The following is a 15,673-nucleotide window of genomic DNA, read 5'->3' as shown; positions in this document are numbered from 1 at the left end:
GGTCGGTATGATTTCTATAAACTAGACTCATGAGTATGAAGTCGTCAAGGGGTGCAGCGGATATCCGCCCGAGCTCGGTGCGCAAGCGCGAGTCGATCCTCGCCGCCGCCCAGGAGCAGTTCCTCGCCCACGGGTACGAGGCGGTGACGATGGACTCCATCGCTCGGGTGTCTGGAGTGGCCAAGCAGACGCTGTACAGCCACTTCGGCGGCAAGGAGGGCCTGTTCCTCGCGCTGGTCGGATCGCAGACCAGTGCGGCGAGCGAGCGCGTGCTCGGCGCACCTCCGGTTGTTCCCGACGGGGCGGATGCGCGCACCGTGCTCGCCCCGATCCTCGAGCAGCAGCTCTCGACTGTGCTCGACCCGGGTCTCCTCGCGCTCCGCCGACTGGTCATCGGCCTCATGCCGCAGTTCCCCGACCTCGCCCGTTCGCTGCACCTCAACGGCCCGCAGCGGGCGATCGACTCCCTCGCCGAGGTGATCGGCAAGATGGATGCCGCCGGCATCCTGCGCGCGTCCGATCCCGTCCTCGCCGCGACCCAGCTCAACTGGCTGGTGATGGGAGAGCCCGTCAACCGGGCCATGCTCCTCGGCGACGACGAGGCACTGCCGAACGGAGATGCGGCAGGGCACGTGGCACGTGCGCTCGACGTGTTCCTCGCGGCCCACCGATCCGAAGGGTGATCCGCTCAGGCGGGGCGCTGCTCGACCAGGCCGATCGTGTTGCCCTCGCTGTCGACGATGAGCGCCTGCCACTCGTCGGTGCCCGCGGGGCCGAGAGTGCCGTCCGCATGGCTGAAGATCACGTGCGGCTCGCTGACGATCGTCGTGCCCGCGGCTCGCAGCCGCTCGACGGTGCTGTGGATGTCGACGACCTCGATGTAGAGCAGCGCGCTCGCCGCTCCCGCATCGAGCAGCAGCCGCACCCCGTCGAGGTCGAAGAAGAGCAGTCCGGGCGGATCGAAGCGTGCGGCGGGTTCTGTGCCGAGCAGGTCACTGTAGAACGCGGCGGCGCGGTCGAGATCCGTGGCGCGCTGCGCGACCTGGATGAGCTTCATGTCGACTCCCTCTGCCCGAGATCCTAGATCTTCTGGCGTCCGGTGGGCCAGAGGGCGTATACCGGAGACGACACCCCGACCGTGAAGGAGCACTCCATGACCTACCGCATCGGCTATCTCGTCGGCAGCCTCTCCCGGGACTCGATCAATCGCATCCTGTCGAAGGCGCTCGTACGGCTCGCGCCTCCGAGTCTGGAGCTGACCGAGATCTCGATCCGCGACCTGCCGCTCTTCGATCGTGACGACGAGCAGAGTCCGGCCCCTGCGGTGACCGCGTTCAAGAGCGCGGTCGAGGAGTCGGAGGGGCTGCTGTTCGTGTCGCCGGAGTACAACCGGTCCATCCCCGGTCCGCTCAAGAACGCGATCGACTGGGGATCCAGGCCCTGGGGGCGCAACTCCTTCGCGCGCACCCCCACGGGGATCATCGGCGCCTCGACCGGGGCGATCGGCACCGCGGTGATGCAGTCGTCCATGCGCAGCGTCCTGAGCTTCCTCAATGCGCCGCAGTTGAACGCGCCGGAGGCGTACATCACGTTCAAGCCCGACGTGTTCGGGCCCGATGGCGAGGTGGCGGATGCCGGCACGGAGGGCTTCCTCCGGCACTACATGGAGGAGTACGCGGCGTTCGTCGAGCGCGTGCTCTCCGTCACGGCGCCGGGGCACGTCGGGGACCGAGACTAGGCCGGCGCCAGGGGAACTGGTTGCCCTCCCGAGTCGCTTCGCCCCAGATCGAATCGCTCGAGAGGGCTCACCGCCCATCCCGGACGGTAGGGGAGGCGGCGAAGATCTCGCTGCTCTCGTCGGCTGTTTCCCCAGTTCTCAGCCGGTAGCCCCCGCTACTCATATCAGAATATCGCGAAAATGTCTTGTCCGCCATTTGGGGGACAAAGAAATCTACGAATATTTCTGAGCGCCCGTGGGTCTTGTCTTCTCCGCGCCGGATCATAGGGTGGTTCCATGGACAGAAAGCTCGTGCTGAACGCGCAGCTCGCCATCGCGCGCGGGCACCGCGTCGAGGTGACGGAGCAGAGGGACGACGCCGCCGACGAGGCGGTCGTCTTCGCCGTCATCGACCTCGACACCGGCATCCGCTACCGCCGCGCCGAGGATCCGCGCGGCGAGGTGAGCCGGTGGCTCGGGCGCGTCCTCGACTGCACCGTCATGATCGGCGGGCACGGTGCGCACACCGTGCTCTCCGTGATGCCCGACGGCGGCGGCGCGAGCGCCAAGGCGGCGCTGCGCGGAGCGGATGCCGCCGCCGAGGCGGCGAAGGCCGAGGCCGACCGCTGGGGCGGAGCCGATCGCACTCCGGAGCCCCCGGCCGAACGCGTCTGGTGACGTCGGCGCGGGGCCCGTTCACTGGAAGTCCCGCGATCGGTGGGCGAGCCCGGTGCGCAGATCCTCGAAGGCATCGGCGAGCACGTTCACGACCCCCTCAGCGGATCTCTCCAGGATGCCGCGGATGATGAGGGCGGGGGAGTCTCGGGCGATGCGCCGGTAGCGCGCCCACACGCCCCGTGAGCAGATCACGTTGACCAGCCCGTGCTCGTCCTCCAGATTGATGAAGGTCACGCCGGCGGCGGTCTCCGGACGCTGCCGGTGCGTGACGAGCCCGGCGACCTCGATCCGACGCCCGCTCTCGTGCGCCCGCAGCTGCGCAGACGTGATCACCCCGCGCTCCCTCAGCTGCGCGCGGAAGTGCGTCATCGGATGGTCGTCGGTGGACACCCCCGTCGCCCAGAGATCGGCCGCGAGCTGCTCGTAGCCCGACTGGTCGGGGAACAGCGGCGGCTGCACGGCGATCGTCGTGCCCGGGAGGAAGCGCGCGCGGTCCTCGGCGGCCGCCCCGGCCAGCCAGATGGCCTCGCGTCTGGTCAGACCCAGGCAGTCGAAGGCGCCCGCGGTCGCGAGGGCCTCGAGCTGGGCGGTCGTGGCATCCGTGCGGCGCACCAGGTCGTGGAGATCGCGGTAGGGGCCGTGCGCCTCTCGTTCGCCGACGATCCTCTCGGCCAACGGCGTGCCGATCCCGCGGATGCCGCCCAGGCCGAGCCGCACGGCGTAGCCGCCGTCGCGACGGTGCGCGGCCGTCTCATCGGGGGCGGTGCGGTCGAACCGGGTCTTCAGCGGCGGCTCCGCCTGGATGAGGCAGGAGTCCTGCCCGGTGGCCGCCCGGGAATCCGACAGGGCCTCCAGGGTCTCGGTCGCTCCGGACAGGTGCAGATCGGGCCTGCGCACCTCCACGCCGTGTCGACGGGCATCGCCCGTCAGCGTCGACGCCGAGTAGAAGCCCATCGGCTGAGACCGCAGGAGTCCCGCCAGGAACGCGGCGGGGTAGTGCAGCTTGAGCCAGGAGCTGGCGTAGACGAGCAGGGCGAAGGAGAGGGAGTGGGACTCGGCGAAGCCGAAGTTCGAGAACGCCTGGATCTGCGCGTAGATCCGGTCGGATGCCTCCTGCGACAGCCCGTGCCGCGCCATCCCCGCGTAGAGCTGCTTCTGGATGCTGTCGATCTTCTCCAGACCGCGCTTCGACCCCATCGCCCGACGCAGCGTATCGGCCTCGTCCGCCGTGCAGTCGCCGATGATCGTCGCCATGTGGATGAGCTGCTCCTGGAAGATGGGGATGCCGAGCGTGCGCTCCAGCACCTTCTTCAGGGCGGGATGCGGATACGGGACGTGCATCGTCAGCGGCTCCTCGCCGCGCTCTTCGCGCCGTTCGTTCTCGGCGTCGGTCCTGTCCTTCTCCATCTTCAGCCGGACGAACGGGTGCACGGCTCCGCCCTGGATGGGGCCGGGGCGGATGAGGGCGATCTGGATCGCGAGGTCGTAGAAGCAGCGCGGTTGCAGGCGGGGGAGCAGACCCATCTGCGCCCGCGACTCCACCTGGAAGACGCCGATGGAGTCGGCCCGGCAGAGCATGTCGTAGACCGCCGGCTCCTCCTTGGGGATCGTCTCGAGCTTCCAGACCTCGCCGGTGCTCCCCTCGATGAGGTCGAAGCAGTGCCGGAGGGCGGAGAGCATGCCCAGCCCCAGCAGGTCGAACTTCACGAGCCCCATCCAGGCCGCGGAGTCCTTGTCCCACTGGATGACGGTGCGGTTCTCCATCCGCGCGTGCTCCACGGGCACGACCTCGCCCACGGGGCGCTCGGTGAGCACCATGCCGCCGGAGTGGATGCCGAGGTGCCGTGGCGCCTTCATCAGCTGGTTCGCGTAGTCGCGGACGATCTCGGGGAGGTCGGTGTCGTCCTGCTCCGACAGCTGAGAACCCCAGCCGTCGACCTGGCGGGACCAGGCATCCTGCTGGCCGGGGGAGAACCCCAGCGCCCGCGCCATGTCGCGCACCGCGTTCTTCGGCCGGTACTGGATGACGTTCGCGACCTGCGCGGCCCGATCGCGCTTGTACTCGTCGTAGACCCACTGGATGATCTCCTCCCGGCGACTGGAGTCGAAGTCCACGTCGATGTCGGGCTCCTCCTCGCGGGTGGTGGCGAGGAACCGTTCGAAGGGGAGGTCGTAGAGGATCGGATCGACCGCGGTGATGCCCAGCAGGTAGCAGACCGCGCTCGCCGCGGCCGAGCCCCGCCCCTGGCAGAGGATGCCCAGCTCCCTCGCCTTCGCGACGATCCCGTGCACGATGAGGAAGTACCCGGGGAAGTCCTTCTCCTCGATGACGTTCAGCTCCCGTTCGATCCGACTGCGGCCGCCGGCGTCGAGGTTCGGATACCTCTGGGGCACGGCATCCCACACGAGCCTGCGCAGCCAGCTCATCGGGGTGTGTCCGGCCGGCACCTTCTGCGTCGGGAGGGCGGGCCGCGCGCGTCGGAGGGGGAAGGCGGATGCCGCGGCCAGCTCCAGCCCGTGCTCGATCGCCCCGGGGTAGCGCCGGAACCGGGCGGCCATCTCCGCGCCGCTGCGCAGGTGGGCCCCGTCGTGAGCGGGGAGCCAGCCGTCGAGATCGTCCATGCTGCGCACCGCCCGCACGGCGGACATGGCCTCGGCGAGCCGGGCGCGGTCAGGGGACGCGTAGTGCACGTTGTTCGTCGCGACCACGGGCAGCCGCATCCGCCTGGCGAGGTCGGCGAGGGCGTCGTTGCGCCGGGTGTCCAGGGGGTCGCCGTGGTCGAAGAGCTCGACGGCGACGTGATCGCGGCCGAACAGGTCGACGAGCCGCCGCAGCGGGGTCTCGGCGTCGCCCTGCTCCAGACCTCGGCGCACGGCGCCCTTGCGGCATCCGGTCAGGATCGCCCACTCGCCGCCCGCGCGATCGGCGAGCGCGTCGAGGTCGTAGACCGGACGTCCTTTCTCTCCGCCGCGCAGCTGCGCCTGGGTGATCGCCCCGGAGAGGCGGTGGTATCCCTCCATGCCCCTGGCGAGGACGAGCAGATGCTCGCCTGCGGGATCGGCGGCTCCGCGCTGCGGTGCGGGCAGGTCCAGGGACAGCTCGGCGCCGAACACGGTCTGCACCTGGACCTTCATGTGCTCGGCGACCTCGCCGAAGCGGGCGGCGCCGTAGAAGCCGTCGTGGTCGGTGATCGCGAGGGCGGAGAGGCCGAGTCGCTCCGCCTCGGCGAGAAGCTCCTCGGGGGAGGACGCGCCGTCGAGGAAGGAGTACGACGAGTGCGCGTGCAGCTCGGCGTAGGGCACGGCGTCTTCGGGGCGGGGGATCTCGGTCGGGAGCATGCGCTGCCGGCGCCGGCTGACCGGACCCGCGTCCTCTCTCGTGCCCTGCGGCTCGGCGGGGGTCGGAGTGGAGAGCGGCTCCTTGCCGCTCAGGGTGCGCTCCAGCTCCGTCCAGGAGAGCGGCGGGTTGTGCCAGCCCATCAGCGGTACCTCCCCTCGGCCCACCAGCGGACGCCGGTGCGGAACACGAGCCACGCCCTGTCGCTCTCGTCGACGATCTGCAGCCGATGCCCGACCCGCCCCTGCGCGCGATCCCAGAGCCGCTCGTGCACGGGCCAGGGGCCGGCCCAGGCCTGCACCGCGGCGCCGTCGATCTGCGCGGGAGGCGCCGAGAGCGCCCCGCGCTCGTCGATGTCGACGGATGCTCCGGCGGCATCGACCACTCCGATCGGCCGCGGCGGTGCGAACACCTCGGCGGGAACCGGGTCGGGGAGGCTGCCCGGCCATGGACGCTCCGGATCCCTGGGGGCGGTGCCGCGCTCTCCCCACGGCGTGAGCACCTGACGGTCGGAGAGCCAGCGGCCCCCGGAAACCGTCGCGGTGACGACCCCCTGGTGTCCGAGCATCGTCTGCACGCGCGAGACGGCGTGGTGCAGCCGCTCGTCGGTGCCGGAACCGAACAGCCCCGGCTGATGATGGGCGGCGTCGTCGACCGCGGCGGGGATGATGCGCACCGCCACGATGCCGCCGAACGCCCTGGCCTCATCGATCGGCTCCTTCGCCTGCGCGGTCGCCAGCGCCTCCAGCTGCCAGCGCACCCTGTCGACGAGATCGGCGGCGTCGAAGCAGGTCGGATGCAGCCAGGTGCGGGAGAACACCTTCCCGTTGTCGTCGGTCAGATCGATGCGCACCTCGGTGCACACGACGGAGGCGTCGGCGAGCGCGAGCAGCACGGCATCCGCTGTCTGCCGCACCGCGAACGCCACCTGATCGGCGCCGGCCAGGGCGGGTTCGAACTCGACCGTCCGCACCAGCTCCGGGTCGGGAGGCAGCGGGGTCAGGGGGCGGGAGTCCGCGCCGGCGGCGAGGCCGTGCAGGCGCGCCCCGCGCTCGCCGAACCGGTCGCGCACCTCGAGTCCGTCGAGTGCGGCGAACGCGCCGAGGGTGCGTACGCCGAGCCTGGTCAGGAGCCCCGAGAGATGCTCGTCGCGGAGCACCTGGACGGGCAGCGGGGCGAGGAACTCCCGTGCTCTCCCCGCCGGGACGACGGCGCAGGGCTCGGCTGCCCGCGCGGCGAGCTCCGCGGTGAACGGGCCGTCGGCGATGCCGATGCGCACCTCGGGGAAGCCGGCGTCGGCGAGGATGGCGATCAGCGCGCGACCGGCTTCATCCTCTCCGCCGTGGTAGCGGGAGACGCCCCTGGCGCGGATGGCGGCGAGCCCCGGTCGCAGGATCGTCGCCCCGGGGGCGTGCCGCTCGAGGATCCGCAGCACGGGGAGGAAGGCCCGCTCGTCTGCGGCCGGGTCGTGGGGGAGCACCCGCAGCGAGGAGAGGTGGCCCTGGGCGACGCGGCGGCGCTGGCCGATGCGCACGCCGTGCTCCCGAGCCGATGCGGTGCAGGCGACGACCGTGTTCGCCTGCACGAGAGCCGTGGGCGGATGCGGTGGGGCGCCGCCCAGAGCAGCGCGCAGCGGCCAGTCGGGGAACCACAGCACGATCACGCGGAGAGGAGCAGTCATCCCGCCACCGCCCAGGACGCCTCATCGGCGGGAGCATCTGCGGTCCTGTCGCGCAGGGGAGGCAGCGCGGTGAGAGAGGGGGGCGGCGACACGGTCTCGATGGCGCCGCTGCTCCCCGGCAGCCGCACCAGCACGCTCGACGGCGCGGGGCTCCGTCTGGTCTGCGCCGTCACCGTCGCCGTGCAGTCGGAGAGCAGGCCCCAGCCGGCGCCGAGCCCGTGCCAGTGCTGATCGTGGAGACGGATGCTGCCCTCGCTCTGCGGCCAGAGACCGAACGCGGCGGACTCGGCGACGAGCAGCGTGGTGCCGCGGTCTCGCAGTCGGGCGCTCAGGCGTGAGACGTCGGCATCGCGCACACGGGAGCCGGGCTGCACGACGATCAGCGGGACGACCTCGGCGAGGGCGGAGGTCGCGGCCAGCCAGCGATCGCCGGGAGCCGGAACGAGGATCAGTCGGGCGAGATCGATGCCGAAGGCGGATGCCGCCTCCACGCCGAGCGTCGGCATGCCGATCACCGCGCACCAGTGCCCCTTCTGCGATGCCGCGCTGAGGAGGGCGAGCACGAGGGACGGGGACGGGGAGACGGTGTAGGCGCTGCCCGTCAGCAGGCCCTCCTCCGGCAACAGGGAGGAGAGCGCGGGGTCGAGGGGGAGCAGCGGATGCTCGCTGCGGCGGCGCTGCATCCGGCTGATCTCACGGCGCAGCCGCAGCACCTCCACGGCGCGGACATCGGCGGACTGACCCATGCATCCATCCTCGAACATATATACGAATAAAACAAGGTGACGTGATGACGATAGTTCGAACGTCGGACATGACGCGCGATGCCGGAGAACAGGTGCAACCGAGGTTCTCCACAGGGGTCGGGCGCGGGTGCTCCCGCTCGCCTAGCCTTCCGACATGGATCTCCGCACTGTGCTCGTGGTGCTCGCCCACGCGGCCCTCCTCGTCATCGCCGTCGCGCTCGCCGTGATCGACGCCCGCACGCATCGACTGCCGAACCGCATCGTGCTGCCGACCCTGGCGGGGGCCGCGCTGCTCGCGGCGACCGAGGCGATGCTCACGGGGGAGAGCGCGGCGCTCATCCGCGCCGGGTGGGGGATGGTGCTCCTCGGCGGCTTCTACGCGGCGCTGCGGATCCTCGGAAGGTCGGGGATGGGCGGCGGCGACGTGAAGCTCGCCGCCCTCATCGGCCTGGTGCTGGGGTGGCACGGGTGGACCGCGCTCGCCGCGGGGGCGGCATCCGCCTTCGTCCTCGCCGCGCTGTACGCCCTGGTGCTGATGGCGCTGCGCAGGGCGGACGGGGCCACGCGCATCGCCTTCGGTCCGTGGATGCTGCTCGGGGCGCTTCTCGGCATCGCCGTGACGTGGGCGCCCCTGCCGACGGTGACGGCGCTAGGGTGAGCACATGGCACTCGCACGACTCCACGGCGGCCCGCTGGACGGGCAGATCATCCCCCTCGGCGACGCGGACGACAAGCTGATCGTCCCCTACAGCGAGACCCAGGTGGTGTACAACCGACGGGGCGAACCGCAGAACACCGGTTCGCACGACGGCCCCACCGAGATCGACTACTGGTACGACGAGTCCCTCGAGGACATCAATCCCGCGGATGTCTGAGGCGCCGTCCGGATCCGAGCCCTCGCGCACCGTCGAGGTCGAGCGCAAGTACGACGTCGACGCGGACACGACGCTGCCCGACTGGCGGGACATCCCCGGAGTCGACGCGGTGTCGGAGGGAGAGCTGCGCGAGCTCGACGCGCGCTACCTCGACACGGCCGACGCCGCCCTCTCCCGATCCGGCGTGGCGCTGCGACGTCGCACGGGCGGGCCCGACGCGGGCTGGCACATCAAGGGACCCCGCGAGGGCGACGGTCGGCTGGAGATCGGCTGGCCGCTCGGCGAAGATGACGGCATCCCGGACGCCGTCTCCGCTGCTCTCGCGCGGTGGACCACCGCGGAGCTGACACCCCTCGCGCGCATCGAGAACAGCCGCACGGCCTATCTGCTCACGGGGCCGGCCGGCGTCGTCGCCGAGTTCGTGGACGACAGGGTCAGGGCGACCGACCTCCGCCACGGAGTGCAGCGCGAGTGGCGGGAGTGGGAGCTGGAACTCGGCTCCGCAGCCCCCGACGATCCCGAGGGGCGGGAGGGGCTGTTCGCCGCCGCGGAGAGGGCGATCTTCGCCGCCGGTGGTCGCGACGCGGCATCCGGCTCGAAGCTCGCGCGCGCACTGGGGTTCTGAGGGCGAGCGCAACCCCCTTCCGCGCGGACCCGGCGCATGCTTGAGTGACAGCATGCGCCCACCCGCCAGGCTCCGTTCCCTGCAGACGATCGTCCCCGACACCCTCCTCGTGCAGGACGAGGTGCGCGACGTCTTCGCCGCCCAGCCCGACATCGGACGGCTGGCGCAGCGCATCGTCGGGGCCTCGTTCAACGGCTCCGGCATCGACACCCGCCACACGGTGATCGACGAGCTGTCGCTGACGGCCGACGTCGCCGACCCGGTGTTCTTCGATCGGGCGAGCGGGCGTCTGCTGTCCCCTGGCACCCGGGAGCGCAACGAGCGGTACGTCCGCGAGGCCTCGCGGCTGTTCGTCGAGGTCGCCCGGCGCGCCATCGCGGTCGATCCCGACATCGAGGCGGCCGATATCACCCACGTGGTCACCGTGTCCTGCACCGGCTTCCACGCGCCAGGCCCTGAGTACGAGATCGTCAGGGCGCTCGGTCTCCCCGACGGGGTGCAGCGGTACCACCTCGGCTTCATGGGCTGCTACGCGTCGATGCCGGCGCTGCGAGCGGCGAGCCAGTTCTGCGCCGCGGACCCCGAGGCGGTGGTCCTCGTGGTCAGCGTCGAGCTGTGCACGCTGCACCTGCGCTCCTCGGAGGACCCCGACACGATCGTGGCGTCGTCGCTGTTCGCAGACGGGGCCGCCGCGGGCATCGTCACCGCGCGCGACCTGCCCACGCCGGTGACGGCGCTCAGGCTCGACCGATTCCACACGGCCATCGCCCCCGAGGGGGAGAAGGACATGGCCTGGACCATCGGAGACAACGGCTTCGAGATGATCCTCTCCACCGCGGTCCCGCAGATCATCGGGGAGGCGATCATCGGCGCCCTGCGACCGCTGTACGCGGGCGAGCAGGAGCTGCTCGAGGCCTACGATGGCGGAGAGGTCTCCGAGGCCGTGCAGCACTGGGCGATCCACCCCGGAGGCCGCAGCATCCTCGACCGCGTGCAGGAGCGGCTGCACCTGAGCGATGTCCAGCTGCACCCGGCGAGAGAGGTGCTCAGGGTGAACGGCAACATGTCGAGCGCGACCGTGCTGTTCGTGCTGAGGAGCATCCTGGAGCAGGAGGACTCCCGCGACGGCGACCGCGTCGCTGCCATGGCGTTCGGACCGGGGCTCACCGCGGAGAGCGCACTGATGACGGTCGAGTCCCCCGAGGGGTCATGAGCCCCGACCTCTCGGCCAGGGCCGTCGACGCCAGGGAGCTGATGGACGACCCCGAGGCGGACCAGCGGATGCTGGAGCGCACCTATCTGCGCTTCGAGATGGTGAACCGTGTCGTCTCCGGTCCTGGAGCGCTGTACCGCCGCGACATCCGTCCGCGAGCCCGACAGCGACCTCTGCGGATACTCGACGTGGGATCCGGCGGCGGCGACCTCTGCCGCGGGCTCGCGGCTCGTCTCCGCCGCGACCGGCTGGATGCCGACATCACGGCTCTCGACGCCGACGGCAGGGCGACCCGGTGGGCGCAGGCGCATGACGGCGGTGCGGGCGTGCGGTACCGCTGCGCGCTCACGGCCGAGCTCGTGCGCGACGGCGAGGTCTTCGACGTCGTCCTGTCCAATCATCTGCTGCACCACCTCGAACCGGGTGAGCTGCAGCAGCTGCTCCGGGAGACCAGGCAGCTCGTCGGAGAGGGCGGGGTCGTGGTGCACGGCGACATCGCGCGCAGCCGGACGGCCTATGCGCTGTTCGCGGCATCCACCCTGCCGTTCTCGCGGAACCTGCTCGCTGGATCGTTCATCCGCGCCGACGGCCTCACCAGCATCCGCCGCTCCTACTCGCCGCGGGAGCTGGTCGCGGTCGCCCCTCCTGGGTGGCTGGTGCGTCGGCGTCTGCCCGCACGGATCGAGCTGAGATGGGACGCGGCGGATGCCTGACCACGATGCCGTCGTGGTCGGCGCGGGTCCGGTGGGTCTCCTCGCAGCGTGTCTGCTGATCCGGCGCGGGCTCGACGTGGCGGTGCGTGAGAAGCGGGAGGGGCCGGACCCGCGCAACAGGGCGATCGGGATCCACCCGGCCGGCCTCGGTGCGCTCGATGCGGCAGGTGTCGGAGACGCGGTGCGCGCGGAGGCGCTGGCGCTCCGCGGAGGCGACGTTCTCAGTCGGGGCCGGATGCTCGCCTCCGTCGACTTCGCCGAGGGGCGGCGGGTCCTGATCCTTCCGCAGCGTCGGACCGGGGCGCTGCTCGCGGAACGGCTCGAGGGGCTCGCGCCCGACGCTCTCCGCCTCGGGTGCGCCGTCGTCGATATGCGGGGGGAGCGCGATCGCGTGCGGGTCGTCACTGAGTCCGATGGCGCCCGTGAAGAGCTCACCGCGTCGTTGGTCATCGTCGCCGACGGAGTGCGCAGCGGCCTGCGCGACGGTCTGGGGCTCTCGTGGACGCAGCGTCCGGGAGCGGCGACGTACGCCATGGCCGACGTCGTCGACCGGTCAGGAGGAGATCGTGCGCGCCTCCACTGCGAGCCGGGGGGACTGGTGGAGAGCTTCCCGCTTCCGGGCGGCATGCGGCGATGGGTGCTGCGCGAGGACGGGCAGGGTCTCGGCGATCCTTCCGCGTTCCGGACCGCGATCGCTCAGCGCGTCGGCGCCGAGCTGGAAGCGGATCCGGCGCCCGTCGTGTTCGACGCCGCTCAGCACCGGGTCGACCGTGTCGTCGTCGGAGGGCGCATCGTGCTGCTCGGCGACGCCGCTCACGAGATCAGTCCGATCGGCGGTCAGGGGATGAATCTCGGCTGGATCGATGCGCAGCGTCTCGCGGCATCCGTCAGTGCGTCGGGCGCCGCCGATCTGTCGGAGTTCGCGCGGCGCGGAGCCAGAGCGGCGGGGCGGGTGCAGCGGCGAGCACGCTTCTACATGTCGATGGGCGCCCCCGCCGGCGGGATGCCCCTCCGCGTGCGGGAGGGCCTGATCCGGGCGCTCGGCGCGCCCCTGCTGCGTGAGCGCACGGCGGACATCCTGACGATGGGGCGCCTGTAGTAGACGCAGAACGGGGTGACGACGAAACCGTCGTCACCCCGTTCGATCCTGCGTCGATCAGAAGTTGATCATGTGCCCCGCGAGGCCGTGGAAGCCCTCCTGCAGCGCCTCCGACAGCGTCGGGTGGGTGTGCACGTTGCGGGCCAGCTCGAGGGCCGTGAGGTCCCACTTCTGCGCGAGGGTGAGCTCGGGAAGCAGCTCAGACACGTCGGGGCCGATCATGTGGGCGCCGATGAGCTCGAGGTGCTCGGCATCCGCGATGAGCTTGACGAAGCCGACGGGCTCGCCGAGGCCGTGGGCCTTGCCGTTGGCCATGAACGGGAAGGTCGCGACCTTGATCTCGCGGCCCTCGTCCTTCGCCTGCTGCTCCGTGAGGCCGAACGAGGCGACCTGGGGGGAGCAGAACGTGGCACGCGGCATCATGCGGTAGTCGCCCAGCGTCTGGGTCTCGGCGCCGCCGATGGTCTCGGCCGCGACGACGCCCTGCGCCTCCGCCACGTGGGCGAGCTGGAGCTTGGCGGTCACGTCGCCGATGGCGTAGATGCCCTCGACGTTGGTGCGCATGTGGTCGTCGATGTCGATCGCACCGCGCTCGGTGAGCTTCACGCCGGTGTTCTCCAGGCCGAAGCCCTCGACGTTCGGGGCGAACCCGACGGACATCAGCACCTTGCCGGCCTCGATGGAGGCCTGCTGGCCGTCCTTGCCGGTGTACGTGACGGTGACGGACGAGCCGTTGTCGACGATCGTCTCGACCTTGGTCGAGGTGAGGATGTCGACGCCGTAGTTCTTGTACTGCTTCGTGATCTCCTTCGACACGTCGGCGTCCTCGTTGGGGAGGGCGCGGTCGAGGAACTCGATGATCGTGACCTTGACGCCGTAGTTCGTCAGCACGTAGGCGAACTCCATGCCGATCGCGCCGGCGCCGACGATGACGATCGACTCGGGGAGCTCGCGGGTCATGATCTGCTCTTCGTAGGTCACGACGTTCTGGCTGAGCTGCACTCCCGGCAGCAGGCGCACCCTCGAGCCGGTCGCGATGATCACGTTGTCGAACGTGACCTCCTCTGTCGTCCCGTCGGCCTTGGCGACGGAGATCGCCTTGGGGCCGGTGAAGGTGCCGCGACCGTTGTACTCGGTCACCTTGTTCTTCTTCATCAGGAAGTGGATGCCCTTGACGCGGCCCTCCGCGACCTCGCGGCTGCGGTCGAACGCCTTGCCGAAGTCGATCGTGAACTCGCCCGAGATGCCGAAGAAGTCGGCCTTGTGGTTCAGGGTGTGTGCGAGCTCCGCGTTCTTCAGGAGGGCCTTCGAGGGGATGCAGCCCACGTTGAGGCAGACACCGCCCCAGTACTTCTCCTCGATGATGGCGGTGGAGAGGCCGAGCTGCGCGCTGCGAACTGCAGCGACGTATCCGCCAGGACCTGCACCAAGGATGACGACGTCGTAGTGTGGCATGCTCCCAGCCTATCGTTCCGAGGGGGCGTCTGAGCCGGCCGGAGGCCGGTTTCCACGTCGTGAAAGAAGCACGATGACGACGGCCGCGACGACGAGGACGCCGACGATCCCGAGGACCCAGAACCCGACCGGGTCCGCGCCCTCGACGGCATCCTGCGGGGCCTGAGTCGCGACGGCCTCGGGGGTCTCCGACGGTGTCGTGGAGGCGGTGGCGGTCGGCGTGGCGGTGGGGGCCGTGACCGTGCTCGTCGTCACGGTGAAGGAGAACTCGCCCGAGGTCGGGTGGCCGTCGCTCGAGACGATCTTCCAGACGACGTGATAGACCCCGGCGTCGCCCTCGGCGGCGAGCGGCTGCGTGACGATGGCGCCGTCCACGGTCGCGGGCCCGTCGGTCACCGAGGCGCCGGCGGCATCCGTCACGACGACCTCGGTCGCGCCCTCGCCGGTGATCAGCTTCTCGCTGAAGGTGAGGGTGATCTCGCCGGGCAGCGTCTCGACCGTGCCGTCTGCGGCGGGGGATGACGCGATGAGCGCATCGTGCGCCGAGGCGGAGAGCGGCGCGAACAGCACGACGAAGGCGGTGAGCAGGGCCGCCGCCAGCGCTGCGGGGGCGAGAGGGATGCTGCGAGCTGTGGTCTTCACCGCTCCAGCCTATGAATCCTCCGTATGGGATGGCTGAGTGCACCTGCACCTCCCGGAGGCCGCCTTCGATCGGTTAGTCTGGACGATCAGGAGGGCACAGTGACAGACAACGACAGCCGACCGGCCGGCGACGCCGCGATTCACCGTTCCGGTGAGCAGAAGCACGACGTGACGCAGACGTTCGGGCACGATTCGGATCTTTCCTTCGTGCCGTTCGGCGTGGAGCTCACAGACGTGGAGCAGAGCGCCATCGCCTCCCTTCCGTCGGGATCCGCCCTGCTGCTGGTCCGCTCCGGCGCTCTCGCAGGGGCCCGCTACCTCCTCGACACCGACGTCACCACGGTCGGCCGTCACCCGGAGGCCGACATCTTCTTCGACGACGTGACCGTGTCGCGCCGTCACGCCGAGATCACCCGCACGGGGACCTCCTTCGAGATCATCGACCAGCGGTCGCTCAACGGCACCTACGTCAACGGCGAGCGGGTCGACCGCAGCCCCATCGTCGACGGCTCAGAGCTGCGCGTCGGCAAGTTCCGGCTGAACTTCTTCGCTTCACCGCTCGACCGCGTCGCGGCGAACGACTGATGGCGGCCGCTCCCGCCCGCGAACGGTCTGCGTCCGCGGGCCTGCTGAGCATCGGTCAGGTCCTCGCCCGGCTCACGCCGGAGTTCCCCGATCTGACCTCCAGCAAGCTGCGCTTCCTCGAAGTGCAGGGGATCGTCACCCCGTCCAGGACCGAGTCCGGATACCGCAAGTTCTCGACCGCCGACATCGAGCGGCTGCGCCTGGGGCTCACCCTGCAGCGCGACCACTACCTGCCGCTGAGCGTCATCCGCGAACAGCTCGACGACGCCGATGCGAGCGGCGAGGCTGCCGGAATCGTCCCGCCCCC

The 15,673-nt window shown here is 70.7% G+C and carries 17 protein-coding genes; 11 read left to right on the top strand and 6 right to left on the bottom strand.

What is annotated here, in order from left to right:
• Positions 1 to 35 precede the first annotated feature (35 nt).
• On the top strand, positions 36 to 683 hold the full coding sequence (locus tag CQ047_RS16485) for a TetR/AcrR family transcriptional regulator (RefSeq protein ID WP_181155979.1): 648 nt from the start codon (positions 36 to 38) through the stop codon (positions 681 to 683).
• A gap of 5 nt (positions 684 to 688) precedes the next feature.
• Here CQ047_RS16485 and CQ047_RS16480 read toward each other — a convergent pair whose 3' ends face one another.
• Positions 689 to 1,057: a VOC family protein gene (locus CQ047_RS16480; RefSeq protein ID WP_105676956.1), complete on the bottom strand. Its 369-nt coding sequence runs from the start codon at positions 1,055 to 1,057 to the stop codon at positions 689 to 691.
• Between the two features lie 96 nt (positions 1,058 to 1,153).
• On the opposite strand from CQ047_RS16480, the gene CQ047_RS16475 reads away from it, so the two are divergent.
• Entirely contained in the window at positions 1,154 to 1,738 is a 585-nt protein-coding gene (locus tag CQ047_RS16475; protein ID WP_105676954.1) for an NADPH-dependent FMN reductase, read from the top strand.
• A 276-nt stretch (positions 1,739 to 2,014) separates the two neighbouring features.
• Positions 2,015 to 2,395, top strand: coding sequence for a hypothetical protein (locus CQ047_RS16465; RefSeq protein WP_105676952.1), 381 nt, complete (start codon positions 2,015 to 2,017; stop codon positions 2,393 to 2,395).
• Between the two features lie 18 nt (positions 2,396 to 2,413).
• Here CQ047_RS16465 and CQ047_RS16460 read toward each other — a convergent pair whose 3' ends face one another.
• From CQ047_RS16460 to CQ047_RS16450, 3 genes are read right to left on the bottom strand one after another with little or no spacing between them, the layout of a single operon-like run.
• Positions 2,414 to 5,875, bottom strand: a complete 3,462-nt coding sequence (locus CQ047_RS16460) for an error-prone DNA polymerase (protein WP_105676951.1) — start codon at positions 5,873 to 5,875, stop codon at positions 2,414 to 2,416.
• Positions 5,875 to 7,413, bottom strand: coding sequence for a DNA polymerase Y family protein (locus tag CQ047_RS16455; protein WP_105676950.1), 1,539 nt, complete (start codon positions 7,411 to 7,413; stop codon positions 5,875 to 5,877). The genes CQ047_RS16460 and CQ047_RS16455 overlap by 1 nt, the downstream gene beginning before the upstream one ends.
• A complete protein-coding gene (locus CQ047_RS16450) occupies positions 7,410 to 8,159 on the bottom strand; it encodes a hypothetical protein (RefSeq protein ID WP_258132725.1) in 750 nt (249 codons plus the stop codon). Before CQ047_RS16450 ends, CQ047_RS16455 begins: the two co-directional genes overlap by 4 nt.
• A 154-nt stretch (positions 8,160 to 8,313) precedes the next feature.
• Between CQ047_RS16450 and CQ047_RS16445 the strand changes: the two genes are divergently transcribed.
• Genes CQ047_RS16445 through CQ047_RS16420 form a run of 6 tightly spaced genes read left to right on the top strand, consistent with a single transcriptional unit; the run spans position 8,314 to position 12,684 of the window.
• Positions 8,314 to 8,817: an A24 family peptidase gene (locus CQ047_RS16445; protein ID WP_105676947.1), complete on the top strand. Its 504-nt coding sequence runs from the start codon at positions 8,314 to 8,316 to the stop codon at positions 8,815 to 8,817.
• A 4-nt stretch (positions 8,818 to 8,821) separates the two neighbouring features.
• The gene (locus CQ047_RS16440; protein ID WP_105676946.1) at positions 8,822 to 9,034 is read left to right on the top strand and encodes a response regulator; all 213 of its coding nucleotides are present in this window, start codon (positions 8,822 to 8,824) and stop codon (positions 9,032 to 9,034) included.
• Positions 9,027 to 9,659 carry a CYTH domain-containing protein gene (locus CQ047_RS16435; RefSeq protein WP_105676945.1) on the top strand — a complete coding sequence of 211 codons (633 nt, stop codon included), beginning with the start codon at positions 9,027 to 9,029 and terminating at the stop codon, positions 9,657 to 9,659. Before CQ047_RS16440 ends, CQ047_RS16435 begins: the two co-directional genes overlap by 8 nt.
• A gap of 52 nt (positions 9,660 to 9,711) precedes the next feature.
• Positions 9,712 to 10,872, top strand: coding sequence for a type III polyketide synthase (locus tag CQ047_RS16430; protein ID WP_105676943.1), 1,161 nt, complete (start codon positions 9,712 to 9,714; stop codon positions 10,870 to 10,872).
• Positions 10,869 to 11,585, top strand: a complete 717-nt coding sequence (locus CQ047_RS16425; protein ID WP_105676942.1) for a methyltransferase domain-containing protein — start codon at positions 10,869 to 10,871, stop codon at positions 11,583 to 11,585. Before CQ047_RS16430 ends, CQ047_RS16425 begins: the two co-directional genes overlap by 4 nt.
• The gene (locus CQ047_RS16420; protein ID WP_105676941.1) at positions 11,578 to 12,684 is read left to right on the top strand and encodes an NAD(P)/FAD-dependent oxidoreductase; all 1,107 of its coding nucleotides are present in this window, start codon (positions 11,578 to 11,580) and stop codon (positions 12,682 to 12,684) included. Before CQ047_RS16425 ends, CQ047_RS16420 begins: the two co-directional genes overlap by 8 nt.
• A 57-nt stretch (positions 12,685 to 12,741) precedes the next feature.
• On the opposite strand, the gene lpdA is transcribed toward CQ047_RS16420, so the two are convergent.
• Together lpdA and CQ047_RS16410 are read right to left on the bottom strand one after the other, a co-directional pair.
• Positions 12,742 to 14,139, bottom strand: a complete 1,398-nt coding sequence (gene lpdA, locus CQ047_RS16415; protein ID WP_105676939.1) for a dihydrolipoyl dehydrogenase — start codon at positions 14,137 to 14,139, stop codon at positions 12,742 to 12,744.
• A gap of 9 nt (positions 14,140 to 14,148) precedes the next feature.
• Positions 14,149 to 14,781, bottom strand: coding sequence for a copper resistance CopC family protein (locus CQ047_RS16410; protein ID WP_105676938.1), 633 nt, complete (start codon positions 14,779 to 14,781; stop codon positions 14,149 to 14,151).
• A 99-nt stretch (positions 14,782 to 14,880) separates the two neighbouring features.
• Here CQ047_RS16410 and CQ047_RS16405 point away from each other — a divergent pair, with 99 nt between their 5' ends.
• Both CQ047_RS16405 and CQ047_RS16400 read left to right on the top strand, forming a co-directional pair.
• The gene (locus CQ047_RS16405; protein ID WP_105676937.1) at positions 14,881 to 15,366 is read left to right on the top strand and encodes an FHA domain-containing protein; all 486 of its coding nucleotides are present in this window, start codon (positions 14,881 to 14,883) and stop codon (positions 15,364 to 15,366) included.
• On the top strand, positions 15,366 to 15,673 hold a 308-nt coding region (locus CQ047_RS16400), incomplete at its 3' end, for a MerR family transcriptional regulator (protein ID WP_146114372.1). The genes CQ047_RS16405 and CQ047_RS16400, both read left to right, overlap by 1 nt.

It is taken from the genome of Microbacterium sp. MYb72, assembly GCF_002979415.1.
Classification (GTDB): Bacteria; Actinomycetota; Actinomycetes; order Actinomycetales; family Microbacteriaceae; genus Microbacterium; species Microbacterium natoriense.
The sequence above is the reverse complement of the archived record's forward strand: the minus strand, read 5'-3'. Positions and strand labels throughout refer to the sequence as shown.

Bases quoted from the DNA above. Each gene is read 5' to 3' on its own strand.
- CQ047_RS16485 (WP_181155979.1), top strand. From the start codon at position 36: ATGAAGTCGTCAAGGGGTGCAGCGGATATCCGCCCGAGCTCGGTGCGC.
- CQ047_RS16480 (WP_105676956.1), bottom strand. From the start codon at position 1,057: ATGAAGCTCATCCAGGTCGCGCAGCGCGCCACGGATCTCGACCGCGCC.
- CQ047_RS16475 (WP_105676954.1), top strand. From the start codon at position 1,154: ATGACCTACCGCATCGGCTATCTCGTCGGCAGCCTCTCCCGGGACTCG.
- CQ047_RS16465 (WP_105676952.1), top strand. From the start codon at position 2,015: ATGGACAGAAAGCTCGTGCTGAACGCGCAGCTCGCCATCGCGCGCGGG.
- CQ047_RS16460 (WP_105676951.1), bottom strand. From the start codon at position 5,875: ATGGGCTGGCACAACCCGCCGCTCTCCTGGACGGAGCTGGAGCGCACC.
- CQ047_RS16455 (WP_105676950.1), bottom strand. From the start codon at position 7,413: ATGACTGCTCCTCTCCGCGTGATCGTGCTGTGGTTCCCCGACTGGCCG.
- CQ047_RS16450 (WP_258132725.1), bottom strand. From the start codon at position 8,159: ATGGGTCAGTCCGCCGATGTCCGCGCCGTGGAGGTGCTGCGGCTGCGC.
- CQ047_RS16445 (WP_105676947.1), top strand. From the start codon at position 8,314: ATGGATCTCCGCACTGTGCTCGTGGTGCTCGCCCACGCGGCCCTCCTC.
- CQ047_RS16440 (WP_105676946.1), top strand. From the start codon at position 8,822: ATGGCACTCGCACGACTCCACGGCGGCCCGCTGGACGGGCAGATCATC.
- CQ047_RS16435 (WP_105676945.1), top strand. From the start codon at position 9,027: ATGTCTGAGGCGCCGTCCGGATCCGAGCCCTCGCGCACCGTCGAGGTC.
- CQ047_RS16430 (WP_105676943.1), top strand. From the start codon at position 9,712: ATGCGCCCACCCGCCAGGCTCCGTTCCCTGCAGACGATCGTCCCCGAC.
- CQ047_RS16425 (WP_105676942.1), top strand. From the start codon at position 10,869: ATGAGCCCCGACCTCTCGGCCAGGGCCGTCGACGCCAGGGAGCTGATG.
- CQ047_RS16420 (WP_105676941.1), top strand. From the start codon at position 11,578: ATGCCTGACCACGATGCCGTCGTGGTCGGCGCGGGTCCGGTGGGTCTC.
- lpdA (WP_105676939.1), bottom strand. From the start codon at position 14,139: ATGCCACACTACGACGTCGTCATCCTTGGTGCAGGTCCTGGCGGATAC.